19 protein-coding genes are annotated in these 20,024 nt (G+C 63.0%); 14 read left to right on the top strand and 5 right to left on the bottom strand.

Translation table 11 applies throughout. The features are described from left to right. Nucleotides 1-43: 43 nt before the first annotated feature. From folD to GLS_RS04390, 3 genes are read left to right on the top strand one after another with little or no spacing between them, the layout of a single operon-like run. Complete coding sequence (gene folD, locus GLS_RS04400) at nt 44-958, top strand: bifunctional methylenetetrahydrofolate dehydrogenase/methenyltetrahydrofolate cyclohydrolase FolD (RefSeq protein WP_052327462.1); 915 nt, start codon at nt 44-46, stop codon at nt 956-958. Beyond that, entirely contained in the window at nt 955-1,644 is a 690-nt protein-coding gene (locus GLS_RS04395) for a methylenetetrahydrofolate reductase (protein WP_041111372.1), read from the top strand. Before folD ends, GLS_RS04395 begins: the two co-directional genes overlap by 4 nt. Before the next feature lie 33 nt (nt 1,645-1,677). Continuing rightward, the gene (locus GLS_RS04390) at nt 1,678-3,678 is read left to right on the top strand and encodes a M1 family metallopeptidase (RefSeq protein ID WP_041111371.1); all 2,001 of its coding nucleotides are present in this window, start codon (nt 1,678-1,680) and stop codon (nt 3,676-3,678) included. Between the two features lie 140 nt (nt 3,679-3,818). Here GLS_RS04390 and GLS_RS04385 read toward each other — a convergent pair whose 3' ends face one another. After that, nucleotides 3,819-4,241 carry a flagellar biosynthesis regulator FlaF gene (locus tag GLS_RS04385; protein ID WP_041111370.1) on the bottom strand — a complete coding sequence of 141 codons (423 nt, stop codon included), beginning with the start codon at nt 4,239-4,241 and terminating at the stop codon, nt 3,819-3,821. A gap of 143 nt (nt 4,242-4,384) precedes the next feature. Next, on the bottom strand, nt 4,385-5,827 hold the full coding sequence (locus GLS_RS04380) for a flagellin N-terminal helical domain-containing protein (RefSeq protein WP_041111369.1): 1,443 nt from the start codon (nt 5,825-5,827) through the stop codon (nt 4,385-4,387). A 178-nt stretch (nt 5,828-6,005) separates the two neighbouring features. Here GLS_RS04380 and GLS_RS04375 point away from each other — a divergent pair, with 178 nt between their 5' ends. The 4 genes from GLS_RS04375 (at nt 6,006) to GLS_RS04360 (ending at nt 11,585) form a co-directional block, all read left to right on the top strand. Beyond that, nucleotides 6,006-7,238: a putative DNA modification/repair radical SAM protein gene (locus GLS_RS04375; protein WP_041111368.1), complete on the top strand. Its 1,233-nt coding sequence runs from the start codon at nt 6,006-6,008 to the stop codon at nt 7,236-7,238. Beyond that, on the top strand, nt 7,235-8,734 hold the full coding sequence (locus GLS_RS04370) for a UdgX family uracil-DNA binding protein (protein ID WP_080691892.1): 1,500 nt from the start codon (nt 7,235-7,237) through the stop codon (nt 8,732-8,734). The genes GLS_RS04375 and GLS_RS04370 overlap by 4 nt, the downstream gene beginning before the upstream one ends. 170 nt (nt 8,735-8,904) lie before the next feature. Continuing rightward, on the top strand, nt 8,905-10,011 hold the full coding sequence (locus GLS_RS04365; RefSeq protein ID WP_011252354.1) for an HlyD family secretion protein: 1,107 nt from the start codon (nt 8,905-8,907) through the stop codon (nt 10,009-10,011). Then, entirely contained in the window at nt 10,008-11,585 is a 1,578-nt protein-coding gene (locus GLS_RS04360; RefSeq protein WP_041111367.1) for a DHA2 family efflux MFS transporter permease subunit, read from the top strand. The genes GLS_RS04365 and GLS_RS04360 overlap by 4 nt, the downstream gene beginning before the upstream one ends. Here the strand turns inward: GLS_RS04360 and GLS_RS04355 are convergent. Continuing rightward, a complete protein-coding gene (locus GLS_RS04355) occupies nt 11,579-12,256 on the bottom strand; it encodes a TetR/AcrR family transcriptional regulator (RefSeq protein WP_041111366.1) in 678 nt (225 codons plus the stop codon). The genes GLS_RS04360 and GLS_RS04355 overlap by 7 nt on opposite strands. A gap of 98 nt (nt 12,257-12,354) precedes the next feature. Between GLS_RS04355 and GLS_RS04350 the strand changes: the two genes are divergently transcribed. Further along, nucleotides 12,355-13,932 (top strand): efflux transporter outer membrane subunit, encoded by a 1,578-nt coding sequence (locus GLS_RS04350; protein ID WP_041111365.1) that lies wholly within the window; start codon nt 12,355-12,357, stop codon nt 13,930-13,932. 49 nt (nt 13,933-13,981) lie between these two features. On the opposite strand, the gene fbaA is transcribed toward GLS_RS04350, so the two are convergent. Next, nucleotides 13,982-15,058 (bottom strand): class II fructose-bisphosphate aldolase, encoded by a 1,077-nt coding sequence (gene fbaA, locus GLS_RS04345; protein WP_041111364.1) that lies wholly within the window; start codon nt 15,056-15,058, stop codon nt 13,982-13,984. Nucleotides 15,059-15,228: 170 nt separating this feature from the next. On the opposite strand from fbaA, the gene GLS_RS04340 reads away from it, so the two are divergent. The 6 genes from GLS_RS04340 (at nt 15,229) to GLS_RS04315 (ending at nt 19,742) form a co-directional block, all read left to right on the top strand. Next, nucleotides 15,229-15,996 (top strand): response regulator, encoded by a 768-nt coding sequence (locus GLS_RS04340; protein WP_041111363.1) that lies wholly within the window; start codon nt 15,229-15,231, stop codon nt 15,994-15,996. Nucleotides 15,997-16,016: 20 nt separating this feature from the next. Beyond that, a complete protein-coding gene (locus tag GLS_RS04335; protein WP_041111362.1) occupies nt 16,017-17,381 on the top strand; it encodes an ATP-binding protein in 1,365 nt (454 codons plus the stop codon). Between the two features lie 116 nt (nt 17,382-17,497). After that, complete coding sequence (locus tag GLS_RS04330) at nt 17,498-18,061, top strand: NifU family protein (protein WP_041112651.1); 564 nt, start codon at nt 17,498-17,500, stop codon at nt 18,059-18,061. A gap of 3 nt (nt 18,062-18,064) precedes the next feature. Then, nucleotides 18,065-18,685: a malonic semialdehyde reductase gene (locus tag GLS_RS04325; RefSeq protein WP_011252346.1), complete on the top strand. Its 621-nt coding sequence runs from the start codon at nt 18,065-18,067 to the stop codon at nt 18,683-18,685. After that, nucleotides 18,676-19,302, top strand: coding sequence for a tRNA (adenosine(37)-N6)-threonylcarbamoyltransferase complex dimerization subunit type 1 TsaB (gene tsaB / locus GLS_RS04320; RefSeq protein WP_041111361.1), 627 nt, complete (start codon nt 18,676-18,678; stop codon nt 19,300-19,302). Before GLS_RS04325 ends, tsaB begins: the two co-directional genes overlap by 10 nt. Nucleotides 19,303-19,334: 32 nt before the next feature. Continuing rightward, nucleotides 19,335-19,742: a GNAT family N-acetyltransferase gene (locus tag GLS_RS04315; protein WP_041111360.1), complete on the top strand. Its 408-nt coding sequence runs from the start codon at nt 19,335-19,337 to the stop codon at nt 19,740-19,742. Here the strand turns inward: GLS_RS04315 and GLS_RS13090 are convergent. After that, the gene (locus GLS_RS13090; RefSeq protein ID WP_080691891.1) at nt 19,729-19,977 is read right to left on the bottom strand and encodes a sulfurtransferase TusA family protein; all 249 of its coding nucleotides are present in this window, start codon (nt 19,975-19,977) and stop codon (nt 19,729-19,731) included. The genes GLS_RS04315 and GLS_RS13090 overlap by 14 nt on opposite strands. Nucleotides 19,978-20,024 lie beyond the last annotated feature (47 nt).

Below are 20,024 nucleotides of genomic sequence, written 5' to 3'. Positions count from 1 at the left end.
TCAGCGTAACTGAAATGACTGCCAGTTGTCATCCGGAGTGCCCATGAGCATGTTGTCCCCTGAGAAGCCTTCCGAACCGGCGAAGATCATTGACGGCAAGGGCATTGCCCGCGCCCTGACCGATCAGGTGGGCCGCGAAGTGGCAAAGTTCGTCGAGCAGGGCAATACCATTCCGGGCCTTGCCGTCGTTCTGGTGGGCAATGACCCGGCCTCTGAAGTCTATGTGAAGAACAAGGCGATCCAGACCCATCGTGTGGGCATGCGCTCCTTCATGCACATGCTCCCGCAAAGCACGTCGCAGGATGAGTTGCTGGACCTGATCGCCCAGCTCAACGCCAACCCGAAAATCCACGGCATTCTGGTGCAGCTTCCGCTCCCCGCCCAGATCGACCCGGTCGCGGTGACGAATGCCATTGCCCCGCACAAGGACGTGGACGGTCTGGGCGAAGTCAATGCCGGACGCCTGTCGCTCGGGATCGACGGGATCGTGCCCTGCACGCCGCTGGGCTGCCTGATGCTGCTCCAGTCCGTGCACAAGGATATGACCGGCATGCACGCTGTGGTGATCGGCGCGTCCAACCTTGTGGGCAAGCCGATGGCACAGCTTCTGCTCAAGGAGAACTGCACGGTCACGGTCGCGCATATTCATACGCGCAACACGAAGGAACTTGCCCGGGAAGCGGACATCCTGGTCGTGGCGACGGGCAAGAGCGGTCTGGTCCGCGGCGACTGGATCAAGCCGGGCGCGACCGTAATCGATGTCGGCATCACCCGGGTCCCGGCCGAAAACGGCAAGACCCGTCTGGTCGGCGACGTGGCGTTCGATGAGGCGTTCCCGATCGCTGGTCACATCACGCCGGTTCCGGGCGGTGTGGGTCCGATGACGATCGCCTGCCTGCTGCACAACACGCTTCAGGCCGCCCGTGCAACGCAGGCCGTCGCGGACGCGTCTTCATGACCCGCGTTTCAGTCGAACTGGTTCCGCGCTCCCCCGAGGCCCTGCTGACGGATGTGCAGACCGTCCGCGACGTTCTGCCGCAGGTCCGCACGCTGAACGTTCCGGATCTGATGCGTTTTGATCTGCGCAGCTACGACGCCGCTTCGCTGGTCACCAAGCAGGCGCCGTTCGAGGTCATCCCGCATATCCGCGCCGTCGATATCGCGCCGGGCGCACCGCTGCCGGGCGCGGACCGTCCGGAACTGACCTCCATCCTCGTCGTCGCTGGCGATCCTCCGCCGGCCGGAAGCGATTGGAAGGTCTATGCGGTATTCGACCCCTATCGCCGCGCCCCGTATCAGGAACTCGAGGACATCGCCCGCAAGCGCGACGCCGGGGCCTGCGGGTTCTTCACGCAGCCGCTGTTCGATATTCCGATGCTCGAATACTGCATGGACTGGCTGCGGGACGACACGGTGTTCTGGGGCATTTCCCCCGTTCTGGGCGATAAATCCCGCCGTTACTGGGAGCGCGTTAACCATGTGGTCTTCCCGCGTGACTACGATGGAACGCTGGAGGGCAATATCGTTTTTGCGCGCCGGATGCTGACCATCATTCGCGAGAAAAACGACAATGCCTATCTGATGCCCCTGAAAGTTGACCTGGCATCCTATCTGGGAGCGCTTGACGATATTATAACGGGGTAACATCGAACCACCGAAACGGAGGGTCCGCCCCGGATGTCTGTGCGCCTTTTTCTGCTTCCTCTGCTGGGAGGCGTGCTCGTTCCCGCTGCCCTGCTGCCCGAGACCGTTACCGCGAAGACCCTCGCCGATCCGGCAGCCGTCTTCGCCCCCCTGACCCTCCCCGATGCTCCGAACGCCTATCGTTCGGGGTCGGGTCTTCCGGGGCCGCAGTACTGGCAGAACCGCACGGACTACGTCATCCATTCGCGGATCGACACACAGGCCCATGTCCTGCACGGCTCCGAAACCGTGACCTATAGCAACAACAGCCCCGAGGCGCTGGACGTTCTGTGGCTCCAGCTCGACCAGAACATCTACCGCGCCGATACCCGCTCTGCGATCGGTGCAGTCGCCACCAGTCACAATCTGGCCGGCAACCACACCGACGGCATGGTGATCGAGCATGTCTCGGTCGTGCAGGGCGGCCGCGAAGTGGACGTCACGCCCCTGATTTCCGACACCCGGATGCAGCTCACGCTTCCCCGTACGATCGACCCGCATGGCGTGGCCTTCGTGAAGATCGACTGGCACTACACATTGCCCGGTCCGTGGGGTGGCCGCACGGCTGTTACGCCGACACGCGAAGGCGATATCTATGAAGTCGCGCAGTGGTATCCGCGCCTGAGCGTTTATGATGACCGCCGCGGCTGGAACACGCTGCCCTATCTGGGGCAGGAGTTCTTCCTCGAATATGGCAGCTTCGATTACAGCGTCACCGTGCCGTGGAACTACACGCTTGTGGGCTCCGGTGCGCTGCTCAATCCCGAACAGGTCCTGACCCCCGTCGAGCGCAACCGTCTGGCACAGGCCGCGCAGAGCGATGCGCGTGTCATGATCCGTACGCTCGATGATATTACCGACCCCAAAAGCCATCTGAAGCAGAGCGGCGAAGTCACCTGGCATTACGCCATGCGCAACACGCGCGACGTGGCATTCGCGGCCTCCCCGGCGTTCGTCTGGGATGCCGCGCGGATCAACCTGCCGCCGATCGTGCCCTGGGCGAACTATCATCCCGTGCCCCGGCTTGCGATGTCGGTTTATCCGCGTGAAGGGATCGGGCCGCATGGCTGGGACCGTTCAACGGATTACGTCAAACACGCCATCGAGTATTTCTCGTCGCAGTGGTTCGAATATCCCTGGCCGAACGCCGTCAATCTGGGCGGTCATGGCGCGGGCATGGAATATCCAGGCATTGTTTTTGACGGCATGAGCGACCGTGATCCGGAGCTGTTCTGGATTACGACGCATGAACTGGGCCATGGCTGGTTCCCGATGATCGTTGGCACGGATGAGCGTCGCAACGCCTTCATGGACGAAGGCTTCAACACGTTCATCGACGTCTATGCGTCCGACCATTTCAACAATGGCGAGTTTGCCCCCAAGCGTGATTCCGAATTCGCGCCCAAGACCGGCAACCCCGCGCAGGACATTGTCCCGGTTCTGACCGATCCGGATGCCCCCGTGCTCATGACGGCCGCAGACAGCGTGTCCGAAAAATACCGCCACAGCGTGACCTATTTCAAAGGCGCCTATGGCTTGAAGCTGTTGCGTGAACAGATCTTCGGCCCGGTCCGGTTCGACGCGGCTTTCCGGCGCTATATTTCCGAATGGTCATTCAAGCATCCGTCCCCGTCGGACTTCTTCCGCCTGATGAGCAGCGAAGCCGGTGAGGATCTGGGCTGGTTCTGGCGTGGCTGGTACTTCACCAATGCCGCTCCCGACTATGCGCTGGGCGATATCCATCACGATGCCGGAAAGCCTGCGACCGTGCAGGTCCGCAATTACGGTGCGCTTCCGCTTCCCGTTCTGCTGCGGGCGGAGTATGCGGATGGCAAATCCGAGGAAATCCGCATTCCGACAGAAGCCTGGCGTCAGGGCAGCGACATCGTTGTCTCGCTTCCGGTGCATGACGGGCTCAAGGCCATCACGTTGGACCCCGATCACGTCATCCCGGATATCGACCGTTCGGATAACCGGATTGCCGTCACTCCCTGAGGTTACGGAAAAGTGCGGGGCATAAAATGCCTCGCACTCCTGTCGCGAACAGGGCACGAAAAAGGGCGCCTGGCTGAGCCGGCGCCCTGAAACAGCATATCAGAACCGAAAATGGCAGGACCAGACAGTCCTGCCGGATTTCAGCCAACGAGTTCCAGCGAGGATCTCGTGGGGGCCGTGGAATAGGCACCGGCCATGGCGGGTGCCACGGTCTGAGGCGCCGGTGCTGCGGCCAGGCCTTCGATCATGTCGTTGTTGATGTCGATGAGCGGCTGCAGATCCTTCGGCGCGTTGAAGGCGGAATTGGAATAACGCATTGCCCAGGATCCGACCTTGATCAGATCGTCGCGCAGAACAGGCGGCAGAGGGCAGTCGACCCGCTCGACGCTCAGGGACAGCAGGCTCCAGAGCTTCAGATTGGCCGCCAGAGCGGCAACCTTTGCCTCGTGATCGGAAGCCTGCGTCAGCAGCGCATTGACGTGCCGGAACGCCATGACTTCGACTTCCCGGGAAGAAAGGTAGCTTCCGGACTGTTTCTGATACTGTGAGGATGCGTAAGTCACGAAGGCAAACTCCTTTCGGGAAAGACTGTTTCAAAAGCCGCTGCGGGATGAAGCAGCAGGCTTCTGAAGCAGTCCTGCTTATGGGCAGGGGAAGGTCTGGGCCTGAAGGGCGCCGGATAAACCGGCACCCTTCAGAAACCTGATCAGCCGCGGAAGAGGCTGAGCAGGGTGGAAGACTGCGAGTTCGCAATCGACAGCGACTGAACGGCCAGCTGCTGCTTCGTCTGAAGCGAGGTCAGCTTGGCGCTCTCTGCGGCCAGATCGGCGTCCGTCAGGGCGCCAACACCCGTCGTCAGGGCGTCGGACAGGCTGGACGTCGTGGTCTGGAGGTTGGAGATCGTCGAGGTGGAATAACCGATTGCGGAAGCCGTACGCGTCACGCTGGAGATCGCAGCCTGAACGACGGCACTGACGACGGCTGCGCCGGTGACGGCCGTGCCGGTGCCAACGCCGGTTGCTGCCAGGGAGGCAGTAGACGTGTCGATGGAGTTGCCTGCGACCGTCAGGTTGTTGCTGGAGTCACGGGAAACGCCGAAGCCCTGATACTCCATGGCATCAGACAGCAGGTCGACCTGTTTGACCATTTTCTGGGATGCGGATGTTCCCGTTGTGCTATCGTCCAGACCTGTTGCCGCAGCGGTGTTTACATTGGAGATCACGGCTTTCGACGTGACGTTTCCATTGGCGTCGAATGCCTTGTTGACGGTGTAGACAGTGTTGCCGTTGCCGTCCTTCGACTGGACGACGCTCTTGCCGCTCGAAAGGTTATAGGTAATGGAGCCGTCCGAAGCGGTGGTCTGGGAGGTGACGTTTCCGGCTGTACCGTCCTTCAGGGTGCCATCCGAGTTCAGCGTGAAACTTTCGCCGGAGGCGGTGTTCAGGGCCGCCAGGGCCGATGTCTGTGTGCCAGCGCTGTCGACATCGAACTCATAGGTTACGGCAGGGTTCGTGGCGCTGGCCGTACCCGTGCCGGCAGCCGTCGTGTTGCTGAACGTCAGCTTGTCGGCATCGGTCAGCGTGGTCGTGCCGAGCGCAACCTGCATGCCCTTCGTGTCCATGCTCAGGTTGGACAGGCCAAGACCGGCGGACGTCACGTTGAAGCCGTTCTGCGTGAACATCGTGCCCTGGGAGTCCATGGCGGTGGACAGGGTCGTGTAGGTCGTGCCGTTGCCCGTCTGGCCGGACAGCAGGTTCACGCCTTCGAACTTGGAGCCCGTGGCAGCGGAGTCGATGGCAGCCAGGGTCTGCGTGATGGCGGTGTTCAGGGTCGAGTTGTCGACGCCCGTGGTGTTCGTGCCGATCGTGGTCGCCAGGGACTGCAGGGAAGCCGAGATGCTCGACAGACCCGTCGTCGCCGTGTTCAGCACCTGAGCGGAGAACTGAAGGCCCGTGGAGACGCCGGACAGGGTCGAGAGCTGGGCGGTCATGTTCTGGGCAATGGAATACAGCGCCGGGTTGTCGGACGCCGTGTTGACCGACTTGCCCGTGGAGACCGCGTTTTCGGTCTTGGTCAGGTCAGCCGTCGTCTGGTTGAGGCTCTGGAGTGCGGCCATTGCCGCAGTGTTTGTATTGATTGACAATGACATTGAATCTGTTCTCCGTCGGTGCAGGTTTGCGGAGTCAGGATAGGGGGGAGTGGTTAACGGAAGCTGAATCCGCACCGTTAAAAAAAGCCCTCCGGAAATAACGGAAAACTGGGAAACAACTGGTTAAATTCACGATTTTTATTGCGCTTCGTACTCTGGAACGAAATAAGAACACGCAATGAAGAAATCCCTCTCCCAGCGCCTGGCGATTCTGTCCGATGCGGCGAAATACGATGCGTCCTGCGCGTCGAGCGGATCGGGGCGCAGGGACTCGGCCAAAAGCGGCGGATTGGGGTCCACGACGGGAAACGGCATCTGCCACGCGTTCACGCCAGACGGGCGCTGCGTGTCGCTGCTCAAGATCCTGCTGACCAATTTCTGCGTCTATGACTGCGCCTACTGCATCAACCGCTCGTCCTCGAATGTGGAGCGCGCCCGCTTCACGCCGGAGGAGGTCGTGTGGCTCACGCTGGAGTTCTACCGGCGCAACTGCATCGAAGGGCTGTTCCTGTCCTCGGGCATCATCCGCTCGTCCGATCACACGATGGAACAGCTCGTGCAGGTGGCACGGGATCTGCGGCTGAAGCATGGGTTCCGGGGCTATATCCATCTCAAGACCATCCCCGATGCCTCGCTGCGCCTGCTGGAAGAGGCGGGGCGTTATGCGGACCGACTGTCGATCAATGTGGAAATGCCGACCGTCGCCGGTCTGGAGCAGTACGCACCGCAGAAAAAGGCGGGCGGTATCCGGCAGGCCATGGGTGAAATGCGCCTGAAGATCGATGCAGGCAAAGAACGCAGCCATACCGGCCGCCGGGCGGAGCGCTTCTCGCCGGGGGGGCAGAGCACCCAGATGATCGTGGGGGCGGATGCGGCGTCCGATCAGGATATTCTCGCCAGCAGCGCCAATCTTTACGGCTCCTACGGGCTGCGGCGGGTCTATTATTCGGCTTTCAGTCCCATTCCCGACGCTTCTGCTTTGTTGCCAGCGAAAAGCCCGCCGCTTCAGCGGGAACACCGGCTCTATCAGGCGGACTGGCTGTTCCGGTTCTATGGATTTGCATTCGGGGAGCTGACGGCCGGTCGTGCGGACGGGATGCTCGATCTGGAGCTGGACCCCAAGCTGGCCTGGGCGCTGGACAACCGGGCACTGTTTCCGGTCGATCTGAACCGGGCGTCGAAGGAAATGCTGCTGCGGGTGCCGGGGTTGGGGGTCAAGGCGGTGGCGGCCATTCTCAAGGCACGGCGGCATCAGGCGGTGCGGCTGGAGGATCTGGCGCGGCTGAACGTGTCCATCCGCAAGGTGCGCCCGTTCGTGCAGACGCCGGGCTGGAGTCCCGCGCGCCTGACCGACCGGCAGGATCTGCGCAGCCTGTTCAGCCCCGCGCCGCAGCAGATGAGCCTTCTGTGACGCGTTATGTCCTGACGCTTGAGGACAGTGCCGCGTTTGAACCCTGGCGTGAGATGGCACGGGCGGCCTTGCAGCGCGCGGTCCCGCCCGAAGCCCTCGACTGGCGCATCCGGGGTGGCGAGAGGGATCTTTTCGGCCAGATCACCGATGATGGCGACGGGCTGGAAGCGCTGACGGCCCTGCCTGTCGTGAAAGCCGTGACCTTGCGGGCGTCCTGTATCGCGCTGCTGCGGGATCTTCTGTGCCATTCCGATCCCGGTCGGTTCGCGCTGGCCTACCGGATCGCCTGGCGGGTGCAGGGCAATCCGCATCTGCTGGAAGTGGTGACGGATGCCGACATCGCCAGGGCGCGGATCATGGTGCGGCAGAACCGGGAGGACTGCCACAAGATGGCGTCTTTCCTCCGCTTCCGGGAAGAACCGGTCCAACAGGGCGAGGGGCAGGGCGAGAGGCGGCGGTTCCTCGCCTGGTTCGAGCCGCAGCATCATATTCTCGAACGTATCGCCCCATTCTTCTCGAAGCGCTTCACGGACATGGACTGGATGATCCTCACCCCGCGCGGATCGATCCGCTGGGACGGAAAAGAGCTGGTGTGCAGTCCGGAACCCTGCGAGCAGCCGGAACTGGACGACGGTTTCGGGGAACTGTGGGACACCTACTATGCCTCGACCTTCAATCCGGCCCGTGTCCGCACGAAGGCCATGCGTCGCGAAATGCCCGGCCGTTACTGGAAGAACCTGCCGGAAACCCGCCTGATCCCGCAGCTCGTCGCCGGAGCCGAGGCGCGCGTGCGGACGATGGCGGAACAGGAACTCCAGCCCGCCCCGGCCTTTCATGAGCGCCTGCGGGCCCGTGAGCAGCTTCCGGCCGAACCGATGCCGGATGTGGCAGAAAATCTTGAGGATCTGGCCGTGCAGGTCCGGACCTGCACGGCCTGTCCGCTGCACTGCTCGGCGACACAGGCGGTTGTGGGAGAGGGGCCGGCAGACGCGCGCATCATGGTCGTCGGAGAGCAGCCGGGCGATCAGGAAGACCTGGCAGGGCGTCCCTTCGTCGGCCCGGCAGGACAGCTTCTGCACGCGGCACTCGGAGAGGCAGGGGTTGATCGCAGCGCGCTGTATCTGACGAACGCCGTCAAGCATTTCCGCTTCCGTCTTCAGGGCCGCCGGCGCATCCATCAGAACCCGGATGCAGGGCATGTGGCGGCCTGCCGCCCTTGGCTGGAGCAGGAAATCGCGCTGATCCGTCCGAAACTCATTGTTTCGCTGGGGGCCACGGCACTCCGGGCGCTGGACGGGCCGGGCATGGCGATGTCGGATGTGCGTGGAACGTCATGGACGGTGGGGCGTGGCGAAAATGCTGTCCGGCGTCTGGCACTTGCCCATCCGTCCTGGCTGCTGCGGCTGGGGGAGGGCGTGCAGGGTGAGAGCGAGCGGCAGCGCTTCGTCGAGGGGCTCGCCCGTCTGAGGGACTTTCCGGATCAATCGGGGTCGTAAGGGACGGCACGTCTCGGAGAATGGAAACGGATCAGTTTTTTCCAGCTTGAAGCCCGTGAGACGATATGTCATGGATGACCGAACCGATCGGTCAGTAGAGGGTTTCCAGGCCCCGCACAGCACATCCGGTCATGATCTGACAGACCTGTTTTCAAAGCGAGACAAACATTATGGCGCAAGGCGATCAGGCCGATCACGCGCAGGGTGACACGACATCCGACAAGAACGGAAAGCCGCAGAAAAAGCGCCATCCCCTTGTCCGTGTCGCGCTGATCCTGCTGGTGATTGTGGTGCTCGTGGGTATCGGGGCCTATCTTTTCCTGACCCGCAACAATATCGAGACGGATGACGCCTACACGGCCGGTCGCAAGATCGCCATTGCGCCCCACGTCAACGGTTACGTCACGCAGCTTCTGGTGAACGACAACCAGTTCGTCCATGCGGGTGACCTGCTCGTGCGGATCGACAGCCGCGACTATGCAGCCTCCCTGAACAAGGCCGAAGCCGCCGTCTCGCAGGCGAAGGCCAATATCGACGCCTACCAGCTCATGCTGGCCGTGGCGCACAAGAACTTCCCGGGACAGCTCGTCACCGCGCAGGGTAATCTTGCCGCCGCGCAGGCGCAGCTCGTCAAGGCGGAAGCCGATTACCGCCGCCAGCGTTCGGTGGCCCGCGCCGCCACCTCGCAGCAGGACATCGACTATGCCCGCGCCGCGCTGGATCAGGCGAAAGCCCGCGTCCTTCAAGCCCAGGGTCAGCTGACGCAGGCCGAGCCGGTCAAGGAAAACGTGGCCAATGCCGATGCCCGCGTTTCGCAGGAACAGGCTGCCCTGGCCGCGGCCAATGCGGATCTGGTGCAGGCCCGTCTGAACCTGGAATGGACGGAAGTCCGTGCCCCGCATGACGGCTGGATTTCCCAGCGTAACGTCGAGCGCGGCAACTTCGTGCAGACCGGCCAGCAGATGTTCTCCATCGTCGAGCCGGAAGTCTGGGTCGTGGCGAACTACAAGGAAACGCAGCTCACCCACATGCGTCCAGGCCAGAAGGTGGACATCGAGGTGGATGCCTATCCGCAGCTCGAACTGCACGGCCACGTGGACTCCATCCAGCTCGGCTCGGGTGAATCCTTCAGCGCCTTCCCGCCGGAGAATGCGACCGGCAACTTCGTGAAGACGGTGCAGCGTATCCCGGTGAAGATCGTGCTGGACAGCGGTCTTGATCCGAACATCCCGCTGGCCCTTGGTCTGTCTGTCGTACCGACGGTCTATGTGAAATGAGCGATACTGCCGGGCATCAGGACTGGAAACCCAGTCACAATCCGTGGCTTGTGGCTGTCACGGTCACGCTGGCGGCTTTCATGGAGGTGCTGGACACCACCATCGTCAACGTGGCGCTGCCGCATATCGCGGGATCGCTCGGCAGTTCGTATGATGACGCCACCTGGGCGCTCACGTCCTATCTGGTGGCGAACGGAATCGTTCTGACGATTTCGGGCTGGCTGTCGCGGCTGTTCGGCCGCAAACGCTATTTCCTCATCTGCATCACGATGTTCACTGTCTCGTCCTTCCTGTGCGGACTGGCGACGTCGCTGCCCATGCTCGTGGTGTTCCGGCTCATGCAGGGCTTCTTCGGAGGCGGCCTGCAACCGAGCCAGCAGTCCATCATTCTCGACACGTTCCCGCCCGAAAAGCGCGGCGCGGCGTTCGGCCTGACCGCCATCGCCACCATCGTCGGCCCGGTTCTCGGTCCGATGCTGGGCGGCTACCTGACGGACAATTTCTCCTGGCGCTGGATCTTCTTCGTCAACGTGCCTTTCGGCATCATCACGGTCATGGCCGTGACGGCCTTCGTCGAGGATCCGCCCTGGGAGCGCAAGAAGCGCGAGAAGGTGGACGTGGTCGGCATCAGCCTGATCACGCTGGGTCTCGGCTGCCTCGAAGTCATGTGTGACCGCGGCGAGGATGACGACTGGTTCGGCTCGCCCTTCATCGTCACCATGGGCATCCTGGGCGCCATCGGCGTCATCGGTGCGATCCTCTGGCTGTGCTACGCGAAGAACCCGCTGGTCCGCCTGTCGGTTCTCAAGGACCGTAACTTCGCGACCGGCATGCTGCTGATCTCGATGGTCGGCGCCACGCTGTACGCTTCGGCCATCATCGTTCCGCAGTTCGCCCAGCAGGTGCTCGGCTACACCGCGACGAATTCCGGCCTGCTGCTCGCCCCCGGCGGCGTGGCGGTGATCTGCCTGATTCCGATCGTGGGGCGTCTGATGAAGTTCATCCAGATGCGCTACATCATCGCCTTCGGGTTCTTCGCGATGGGCATGGCCATGTTCCAGGCCTCGAACCTCTATGCCGGGACGGATTTCAGGCACCTGATGTTCTACCGCATCAGCCAGACGGCCTCGCTGGCCTTCCTGTTCGTGCCGATCTCGACAATCGCCTATTCGACCCTGCCGCGTGAACTGAACTCCGATGCGTCGGCCCTGTTCTCGATGGCCCGGAACTATGTCGGATCACTGGCGATTTCGCTCGCCACGGCTGCCATCATCGAAACCCGGCAGCGGCATCAGACCTATGTGACGGACCACATGACCCCGGCGAACCCGGAGTTCAACAGCTATATCGCCACCGTCCAGCAGGCCGCGCAGGCGCACGGCATGGCTCCGGCGCAGGCGCACAGTTTCGCCATCTACCAGCTCTTCCGGGACTTCACGTCGCAGGTCGCCATGCTGGCCTATAACGAGGTGTTCGACTGGATCGGCGTGATCGCGCTGTTCGTGGTGCCGCTGTGCTTCCTGCTGTCACCTAACGGCAAGAAGGAGGCCCAGGCCTCCGGTGGCGGTCACTGATGGCGCGGTTCGTAGATTTTCAGGAAGCTGTCGGCGATGAAGCCGGCAAGCTCCGCAATCGCGGCATCGCTGTCATCGACCGGCAGCCGGAAACGGCGGCGCTGGACGATGCGGGTCTGGCACATGAGCAGGAACTGCTCGGCCGACAGGGCGGGATCAGCGATGTCCAGCTCTCCGCGGGCCACGCTTCGCGTCAGGAATTCCGTCAGATTGCCCAGCGTCCGGTCGAAGCCGTAGCGCCAGAACGTATCGGCCAGGTTGGGGAACTTCTCGACCTCGCCGATGATGATGCGATACAGGCCCAGAGCCATCGGCGAGATGAGCAGATGGATCGTCATGTCCGCGAACCGGACCAGCGTGAGACGGACGGACTGTCCGTCACTGCGCGACAGGGCCACGATGGGCGCAAGACGGCAGCGGGCCTGCTCCTCGAAGAACGCGGAGAACAGGGACGCCTTGCCATCGAAATGGTTGTACAGCGTCCCCTTGGACACACCCGCCATCTGCGCGATGCGGGACATGGACGCCCCTTCGTATCCATTCGCCAGAAAGACCGTTCCGGCACCTTTCAGGATCTGTTCGCGCTTGGCGCACCCTGCAGGATCGGCGCTGCCGGCCTCGTCGGCTCCGGCGGAAGTGCCCGCGCTGCCGTCGTCCATGATGCCCGTCATGTGAGCGAGAGATCCTTCTGTCCGTCAGGTCGAGTTCCTGACATGCTGACCGAACCGGTCGGTCACCGCAAGATCATTTCCGCCTCAGGAGTTTCTTTGTGAGCGCAGCCTTTACTTCCCGCGCGCTGCTTTGCGGCTGCGCCCTGTTCACCCTGTCCGGCTGCCTCATGGTGGGGCCTGAATACCACGCGCCCAAGCCCTGGTCGCCGGCACATTACGCGGATCATACGGCCGGCGCGCCCAACAGCATCGTCAGCGAGATGAAGGCCGACAGTCACTGGTGGCAGATCTTCCATGATCCGGAACTGACCTCGCTGGAAGACCGTCTGGTCAACCAGAACCTTTCCTTCCGCCTCGCGACCGCCAATCTGGCGCAGAGCCGCGCACAGCTCATCATGGCGGGCGCCGAACGCTTCCCGGCCCTGAGCGCCACGGGTTCGTACCAGCGCAGCCAGTACAGCACCAAGCAGCTGCAGGAAATCATCGGCCATGTCGCGGGCGGCATTGCGAAATCCGAGGGCGGCTCGATCGGCAGCACCGTTGGCCCGATGCTTCAGGATGCCGCCGGTGGCGCCAACATCCCGCTGCTGAACCAGTGGCGCAGCGCGATCGACGCGACCTACGAGATCGACCTGTGGGGCCGCGTGGCGCATCAGTACGATGCCGCCAAGGCCGACCTTCAGGCCACGGATGAGGAGCGTCGCTCCGTCCTCATCGCCCAGCAGGCCGATATGGCACATGGCTATATGAGCCTGCGCGGCGACCAGCAGCGCCTGAAGATCCTGCGCGACAACATCAAGGTCCTGACCCAGATCGCCACCATCGCCCAGGATCGCTATCGCGGCGGCCTGGTGACGGAGCTGGACGTGGATTCCGCACAGGCCCGCCTGCATGACACGCAGGGTCAGGAAGCGCAGCTCGAACAGGCTGTGGCGCAGGAAGAAAACGCGCTGGCCCTGCTTCTCGGTGCGCCGCCGGAAAGCCTGAATGCCGAGCTGGAAAAGAACGCCGGCGTGCCGGTCGTCCCGCCGATCGTGCCTGTGGGTATTCCGTCCGAACTGGCCCATCGCCGCCCGGATATCCGCGAGGCCGAAGCCCGTCTGCGCGGTGCGGTTGCCGAAGTGGGCGAAGCCACGGCGGATTTCTATCCGAAGGTCACGATCAACGCCGATTTCGGCTTCCAGACCCTGTCCTTCCGCGATCTGGGCTTCTGGAACGCACGCGCCTGGAACGTGGGCCCGTCCATCTCCCTGCCGATCTTCCAGGGCGGTCGTCTGTACGGCCAGCTTGAGCTGAAGAAATACGCCCAGAAGGCCGCGGCGATTTCCTATCAGCAGACGGTTATCAAGGCCTGGCATGACGTGGACAACGCCCTGATCGCCTATCGCGACGAGCAGCTTCACCGTCAGGGCCTGCAGAACGCCGTCAACGACAACAGCAAGGCGCTCATGCTGGCGCAGAGCCAGTATCGCAGCGGCCTGACGAACTACCTGAACGTCCTGAACGCACAGGCGCAGCTCCAGTCCGCCCAGCTTGACCTCGCCAACAGCGATGCCACGCTGGCGACGAACCTGACACGTCTTTACAACGCGCTCGGCGGCGGCTGGGAAGACGCGCTTCCCGACAGCCGCGATGTGGCCAAGGCGCAGCTCGCTTCTGCCACGCCCGGCCCCTGAAATCCGAAAGCCCGTTCAGGAGGCCGGAGCCTCCTGAACGCCGGTCCCGTCAGGATTTGCGGGCGACGGACCGGCCCTTGGAGCCCAGGATCTCGAAGGCTTCATCCAGCCGCTCGACAATGGACTTCTCGCCCACGCGCAGCCATTTGCGCGGATCGTAGAGCGACTTCATCGGCTTGTCGGTGCCGGGTTCGATCTGGTGCTGGAAGGCCACCGGATGTTCCAGAACATAGCTGCCCACGCCATGGGCGAAGGCGAACTGGATGTCGGTGTCGAGGTTCATCTTGAACACGCCATAGGACACGGCCGCGTCGATTTCCGCGATCGTGGACCCTGAGCCGCCATGGAAGACCAGCGGCAGCGGCTTGGGACCGCTCTGCGTGGCTTTCTGAACGGCATCCTGCGAGTTCTTCAGGATTTCGGGACGAAGCTGCACATTGCCCGGCTTGTAGACACCATGAACATTGCCGAAAGATGCAGCGATCGACACCGTCCCGATCGGGGAGAGCAGCTCCCAGGCCTTCAGCACATCCTCGGGCTGCGTGTAGAGATGCGCGTTATCCGCACCCTCTTCGAGGTCATGGCCGATGCCATCTTCCTCGCCGCCCGTCACGCCCAGTTCGATTTCCAGCCCCATGCCCAGCGGCGCGAGACGCTTCAGCATGGAAGCCGAGGTCGCAAGATTTTCTTCCAGCGGTTCCGTGGAAAGGTCGAGCATGTGGGATGTGAACAGCGGCTTGCCGGTCGCCTTGAACTCGTCCTCGCTCATCGTGATGAGGTCATTGAGCCACGGGATCAGCTTGCGGTCGGCGTGATCGGTGTGGAGAATGACGGCGATGCCGTATTCCTTCGCCAGAAGATGGACATGACGCGCCATGGACGCCGCGCCCAGCACACGGGCCCGATGGGCATCCGGCAGGCCTTCGCCCGCATAAAACCGCGCGCCACCGTTGGAAACCTGGATGATAACGTCCGATCCGTTGCGGGCAGCCGCTTCCAGAACCGCGTTGACGCTGTCGGTGCCGACGACATTGATGGCGGGAAGGGCATAGCCCCCTTCGTGGCAGGCCTTGATCAGGGCCGTATAACTGGCGCCACTGACGACGCCGGGAGAAACTCGTGACATGGGCGACTCCGACTGAACGCATGAAACGGGCCAGCAGAACGGGCATGGCCGTGATGCGTTGTACTGTACGATGCTAATCTCTTTTCGTCATGAGCGCTAAAGTATCGGGAACAGTTGTTGTCAGGATTTGTTGCTTGTGATGCCAACCCTGTGGAGACTATGGAAAAGACATGGTGCCAAATCTTTCTGACCCCGATCTTCCCGCCCGTATCCTCGTCGTCGAAGATGACGCGGGCATGCGGACCCTCATTCTCCGTGCCCTTCAGGGCGGCGGTTTCCGTGCCCGTGGCGTTGCCTGCGGGGACGAGATGTGGGCTGCGCTTGAAGTGGCTCCCGTCGATCTCATCATCATGGACATCATGCTGCCCGGCAAAAGCGGCATCGAACTGTGCCGCGCACTGCGCAGCGGGCAGGGTGCCACGCATGAGAACGAAACCCCGCCGGCTCAGGTGCCGATCATCATGGTCTCGGCCCGTGGCGAGGAACGCGACCGCGTGAACGGTCTCGAATCGGGCGCGGACGACTATGTCCCCAAGCCCTTCGGCCAGCGCGAACTTCTGGCGCGCGTGCGTGCAGTGCTGCGCCGCGGCATCGCCACCGGCGCCCCGCAGGAGCGCGTGCGTCGCGAGACGCTGCGTTTCGCGGGCTGGACGCTGGATCTGCGTCGCCGCGAACTGACGGACCCGTCCGGGGCCACCGTCGATATTTCCGGCGCGGAACACGATCTGCTGACGAGCTTTCTGGACAATCCGCAGCGGGTCATCGCCCGTGACCGGCTTTTGGAACTGTCGCGGACCCGTCTGGGCGACGTGTCGGACCGCAGCATCGACGTGCTCGTCAGCCGTCTGCGCCGCAAACTGGGCTCTGACGCCGATCAGCTGATCCGCACGGTGCGCGGTCTGGGCTACATCTTCGTGGCCGAGGTTGAACGGGTCTGAACATCCAGAATCGCATTCTGCTGTGGCCGCTGGGGCTGGTCGGGCGCGTCTGCGTTGTCCTGACCGTCGCAGTGACACTGGTGTTCCTCACGAACGCCATTTTCTACGGTCAGGCAGAGACCTACATCGTCGATGACGTGCGCATCGCCCAGCTGGGCGAGGCGCTGAGTACGGATCTGCGCGTTCTCGCCGCAGCGCCCGTCAGCCAGAGATCCTTTCTGGCCGTCATGCTCTCGGGCAGCGAACTCAGCGTGGCGTGGCAGCCTGCCTCGATCACGCCTGCGCTGCCAGGACACCATCCGGTCGCACTCACGCAGCTCGTCAGGCGTCTGACCGCGGACGATCCCATTCTCGAACAGGCCCATCTGGACCTGTACACGCTTGGGCCGGGAAGCGCGGATGTTCTGGGCTCCCAACGCCTGCCGGATGGAAGCTACATCCATTTCCGCGTGCCCGGCATGCTGGGTCATCACCGCGTCACGCGTGGTCTGGCTTCGGCCGCCATTGCGGCTGGCGCGGTGGCCATTGCGGCGGCCATGCTGATCCGTGGCCTCAGCATGCCGCTCCGTGCGCTGGTCTCGGTTGCGGATCGCATCGGCTCCAGCGAGAAATGGGTGCCGCTGGCCGAACGCGGGCCGCCCGAAGTGCGCGGGCTGGCCCATGCCATCAACGCCATGCAGGACCGCATCCAGAGCCTTATCAACGACCGGACGCAGGCTCTGGCAGCGGTGTCGCATGATCTGCGCACGCCTCTGACCCGTCTGCGCCTGCGCTGCGGTTTTCTCAATGACGGAGAAGCACAGGCCGCCATCGAGGCCGATCTGGACGAGATGGAAGCCATGGTGAACGGCATCCTCGCCTATCTCGCCGGCGCGGATGATCCGGAAGTGCCCCGCACCATCAATATCGTGGCCACGCTCGAAACCCTCGTGGACGACCATGTCGATCGCGGGCACGAGGCCCGTTACGAAGGGCCGGACCGCGCGCTGGTTCATGTCCGTCCGCTCGCCATGAAACGCGTGCTGTCGAACCTGATCGAAAACGCCATCAATTATGGCGGCAATGTCCTCGCTACCCTCCGCACCCGCGAGGACGGCGCGCTGGAAATCGCCATCAGCGACAGTGGTCCCGGCATTCCCGAGAGCGAGTACCAGCGTGTGCTGACCCCGTTCTATCGTCTGGAAGGCTCGCGCTCGCGGGCCACGGGGGGAATCGGGCTTGGGCTTGCGATCGTCCAGCGTGAAATCGCGCGCGAGGGCGGCTCTCTGGTTCTGGGGCGTGGAGATGCTTCGAAAGGCTATGGCGGCCTGCGCGCGACCATCATCCTGCCCCGGGGACTCCCTTCTCCGGCAAGGAAAACCGAGGGACAGGGCGAGCAGGTCTGAAAACATCCGCCCTGCCGTTAAAAACACGGGAAGTCGGACCAATGCAGTCCCGACACTTGCACCTTGGGGAGAAGTGGCACATGTCAGGGCGACTGGAACGCAAGGACATGACCACGATGTTCATCGAGACCGAAGACACTCCCAACCCCGCCACCCTGAAATTCCTGCCCGGCCGCAGCGTGACCGGCGATGCCCGTCCCGTCGATTTCGGCGATGCGGATGTCGCCGCCGGACGCTCCGAACTGGCAAGCGCCCTGTTCGACCAGCCGAACGTGCGTCGCGTCTTCCTCGGCGGCGATTTCGTCTCCGTCACCAAGTCCGACGACATCAGCTGGGGCGACCTCAAGCCCGTCGTCCTGGGCACGATCACGACCTTCTTCGAAAGCGGCCGCCCGGTCCTGTCCGGCACGCAGGCCGCTCCGGAACATGACGTCTCCCCCGAAGACGCCGAAGTCGTCAGCCGCATCCAGGACCTGCTCGACACCCGCGTGCGTCCGGCCGTCGCCGGTGACGGCGGCGACATCGCCTTCCGCGGCTACAAGGACGGCGTTGTCTATCTGGCCATGCAGGGCGCCTGCTCCGGCTGCCCGTCCTCCCGCGCGACCCTGAAGCACGGCGTCGAGAACATGCTGCGGCACTATGTTCCCGAAGTCGTCTCGGTCGAACAGGTCGAGGACTGAACCATGGACGGCCAGACATATCCTGATTGCGCCCCGGTTCCGGGCGCAGAAGCCCTGTTCACGCAGGCCCGGACCCCGCGCAGCTTCTCGCCGCGCCCGGTCGGGGAGGATGTCCTGCGCCGTCTGTATGATCTGGTGAAGCTGGGGCCGACTTCCGGCAACTGCTCACCGGGCCGCTTCGTCTTCCTCACGACACAGGACGCTCGCGAGCGCATCCGCCCCGCCCTGTCACCGGGAAACGTGGCCCGCGCCATGGCGGCTCCGGTTCTGGCCGTCGTCTGTCATGATCCGCTGTTTTTCGAGGCGCTTCCCCGCCTGAACCCGCAGGAAGGTCTCCGCGACTGGTTCGCGGCCGATGTGGGTCTGTCCGATGAGACAGCGTTCCGCAACGGCACGCTGGAAGGCGCCTATCTCATCATGGCCGCCCGGATGCTCGGCCTGTCCGCCATGCCGATGTCCGGTTTCGACAGCTTCATGGTCGAGGACACGCTGCTGAACGCGACCGGCTGGCGCGTGAACTTCCTCGTGGGTCTCGGTTACCCGGCGGAAAACGAGCCCGCTCCCGATCACGCCGAGCCCCGCGCGCCCCGCCTGGACTTCGGAGAAGCCTGTCTGTGTCTGTAAGGACAGTCGTTTTCAACGGGGCAGGGGCCGGAACCGGCCTGACCAGTCTGGTGGCACTCGTCGAGGACGGGCATGTCGTCGCGGAAAAACTGATGGCCGGTCGCGGCGCTTCCGAACATTTCGCCCCCGCCATCCGCGAACTCCTGACGCAGAACAACTGGACTACGTCCCCTGACCGCGTCGTCGCCGTCATCGGTCCGGGATCGTTCACCGGCCTGCGCTCGTCCCTGTCACTGGCGGCAGGGCTGGCGGCAGGCTGGAACTGCCCCACGATCGGCGTCACGCTCGGTGCGGCCATCCGCGCCACACTCGCCCGTCCGGACGCCGTCTGTGTCAGCATCGCCCGTCGCGGCCGCGTCTTCGTGGACCCGCCACAGGGTCCTGTCACAGCCAGCCAGACTACCGATCTCGATCCCACGGGCTGGGCCTGCGTGACGGGTGACGCCGTTTCTGAAAAGACCGACTGGCCCTGTCCGGTGCTTCCCTGTGAGGCGCCTTATGCGCTGGGTATCGTGCAGGCTGCGCAGGGCGTTACGCCCGGTCCACTGATGCCGCTCTATGTCGACCCCCCTGAAGCCAAGCCCCCCGCCGCCGGTCTGAGGCCTGCGCCACTGTGAACAGTCCTGAAAAGGATTTCCAGTTAAGGGTCATGGGGATCGAATGTGCGCCGCTTCTTGCCGCGCTGCATGAAGTCACGTTTCGCGGCGGAGAAGTCTGGGACGCAACTTCATTTGCCACCCTGCTTTCAGGTCCGGGGACGGAAGCGACGCTTGCCGTGATCGACACTGTCCCCGTCGGCTTTATTCTTGCGCGGACCATTCTGGACGAGACAGAAATCCTGACTCTGGCCGTACACCCGGATTTCCGGCGCCGCGGCATTGGCCAGGCTCTGGTGCAGAACGTTCTGGGCAAAGGGAAAGTATTTCTGGAAGTAGCAGTCTGTAACAATCGGGCCGCTGCGCTGTATGAGAAGTGCGGTTTTGTAAAAGCGGGGCTCCGTCGCGGTTATTACAGGGACGGAAGCGATGCCCTGGTGCTTGTTTCTAGCGATGTTTAACGGTCAGGCAGTAAAGATCCGGGCTGTCAGTAACAGGTGAATCCGCCAGAATTGCGTGACCGAGTGCCTTTACGGACGCGCCAACATTCTTCCGTGTCTCTGTTCCGCGAAGCCGGACCTCAAGTCTCTGTCCGGAAGTCATGGCGTCGAGTTTTGCCCGGACATATACTGTGGTCATGGGGCATTTTTTTTCAGTTATATCTATGAAAAATGTTTCATTTTCTGTCACGCACATGTTTCTTTCTTTTTATGCTTGAACCGAGCAATTTATGACTGCTACAT

It is taken from the genome of Gluconobacter oxydans DSM 3504 (assembly GCF_000583855.1).
Classification (GTDB): Bacteria; Pseudomonadota; Alphaproteobacteria; order Acetobacterales; family Acetobacteraceae; genus Gluconobacter; species Gluconobacter oxydans.
The sequence above is the reverse complement of the archived record's forward strand: the minus strand, read 5'-3'. Positions and strand labels throughout refer to the sequence as shown.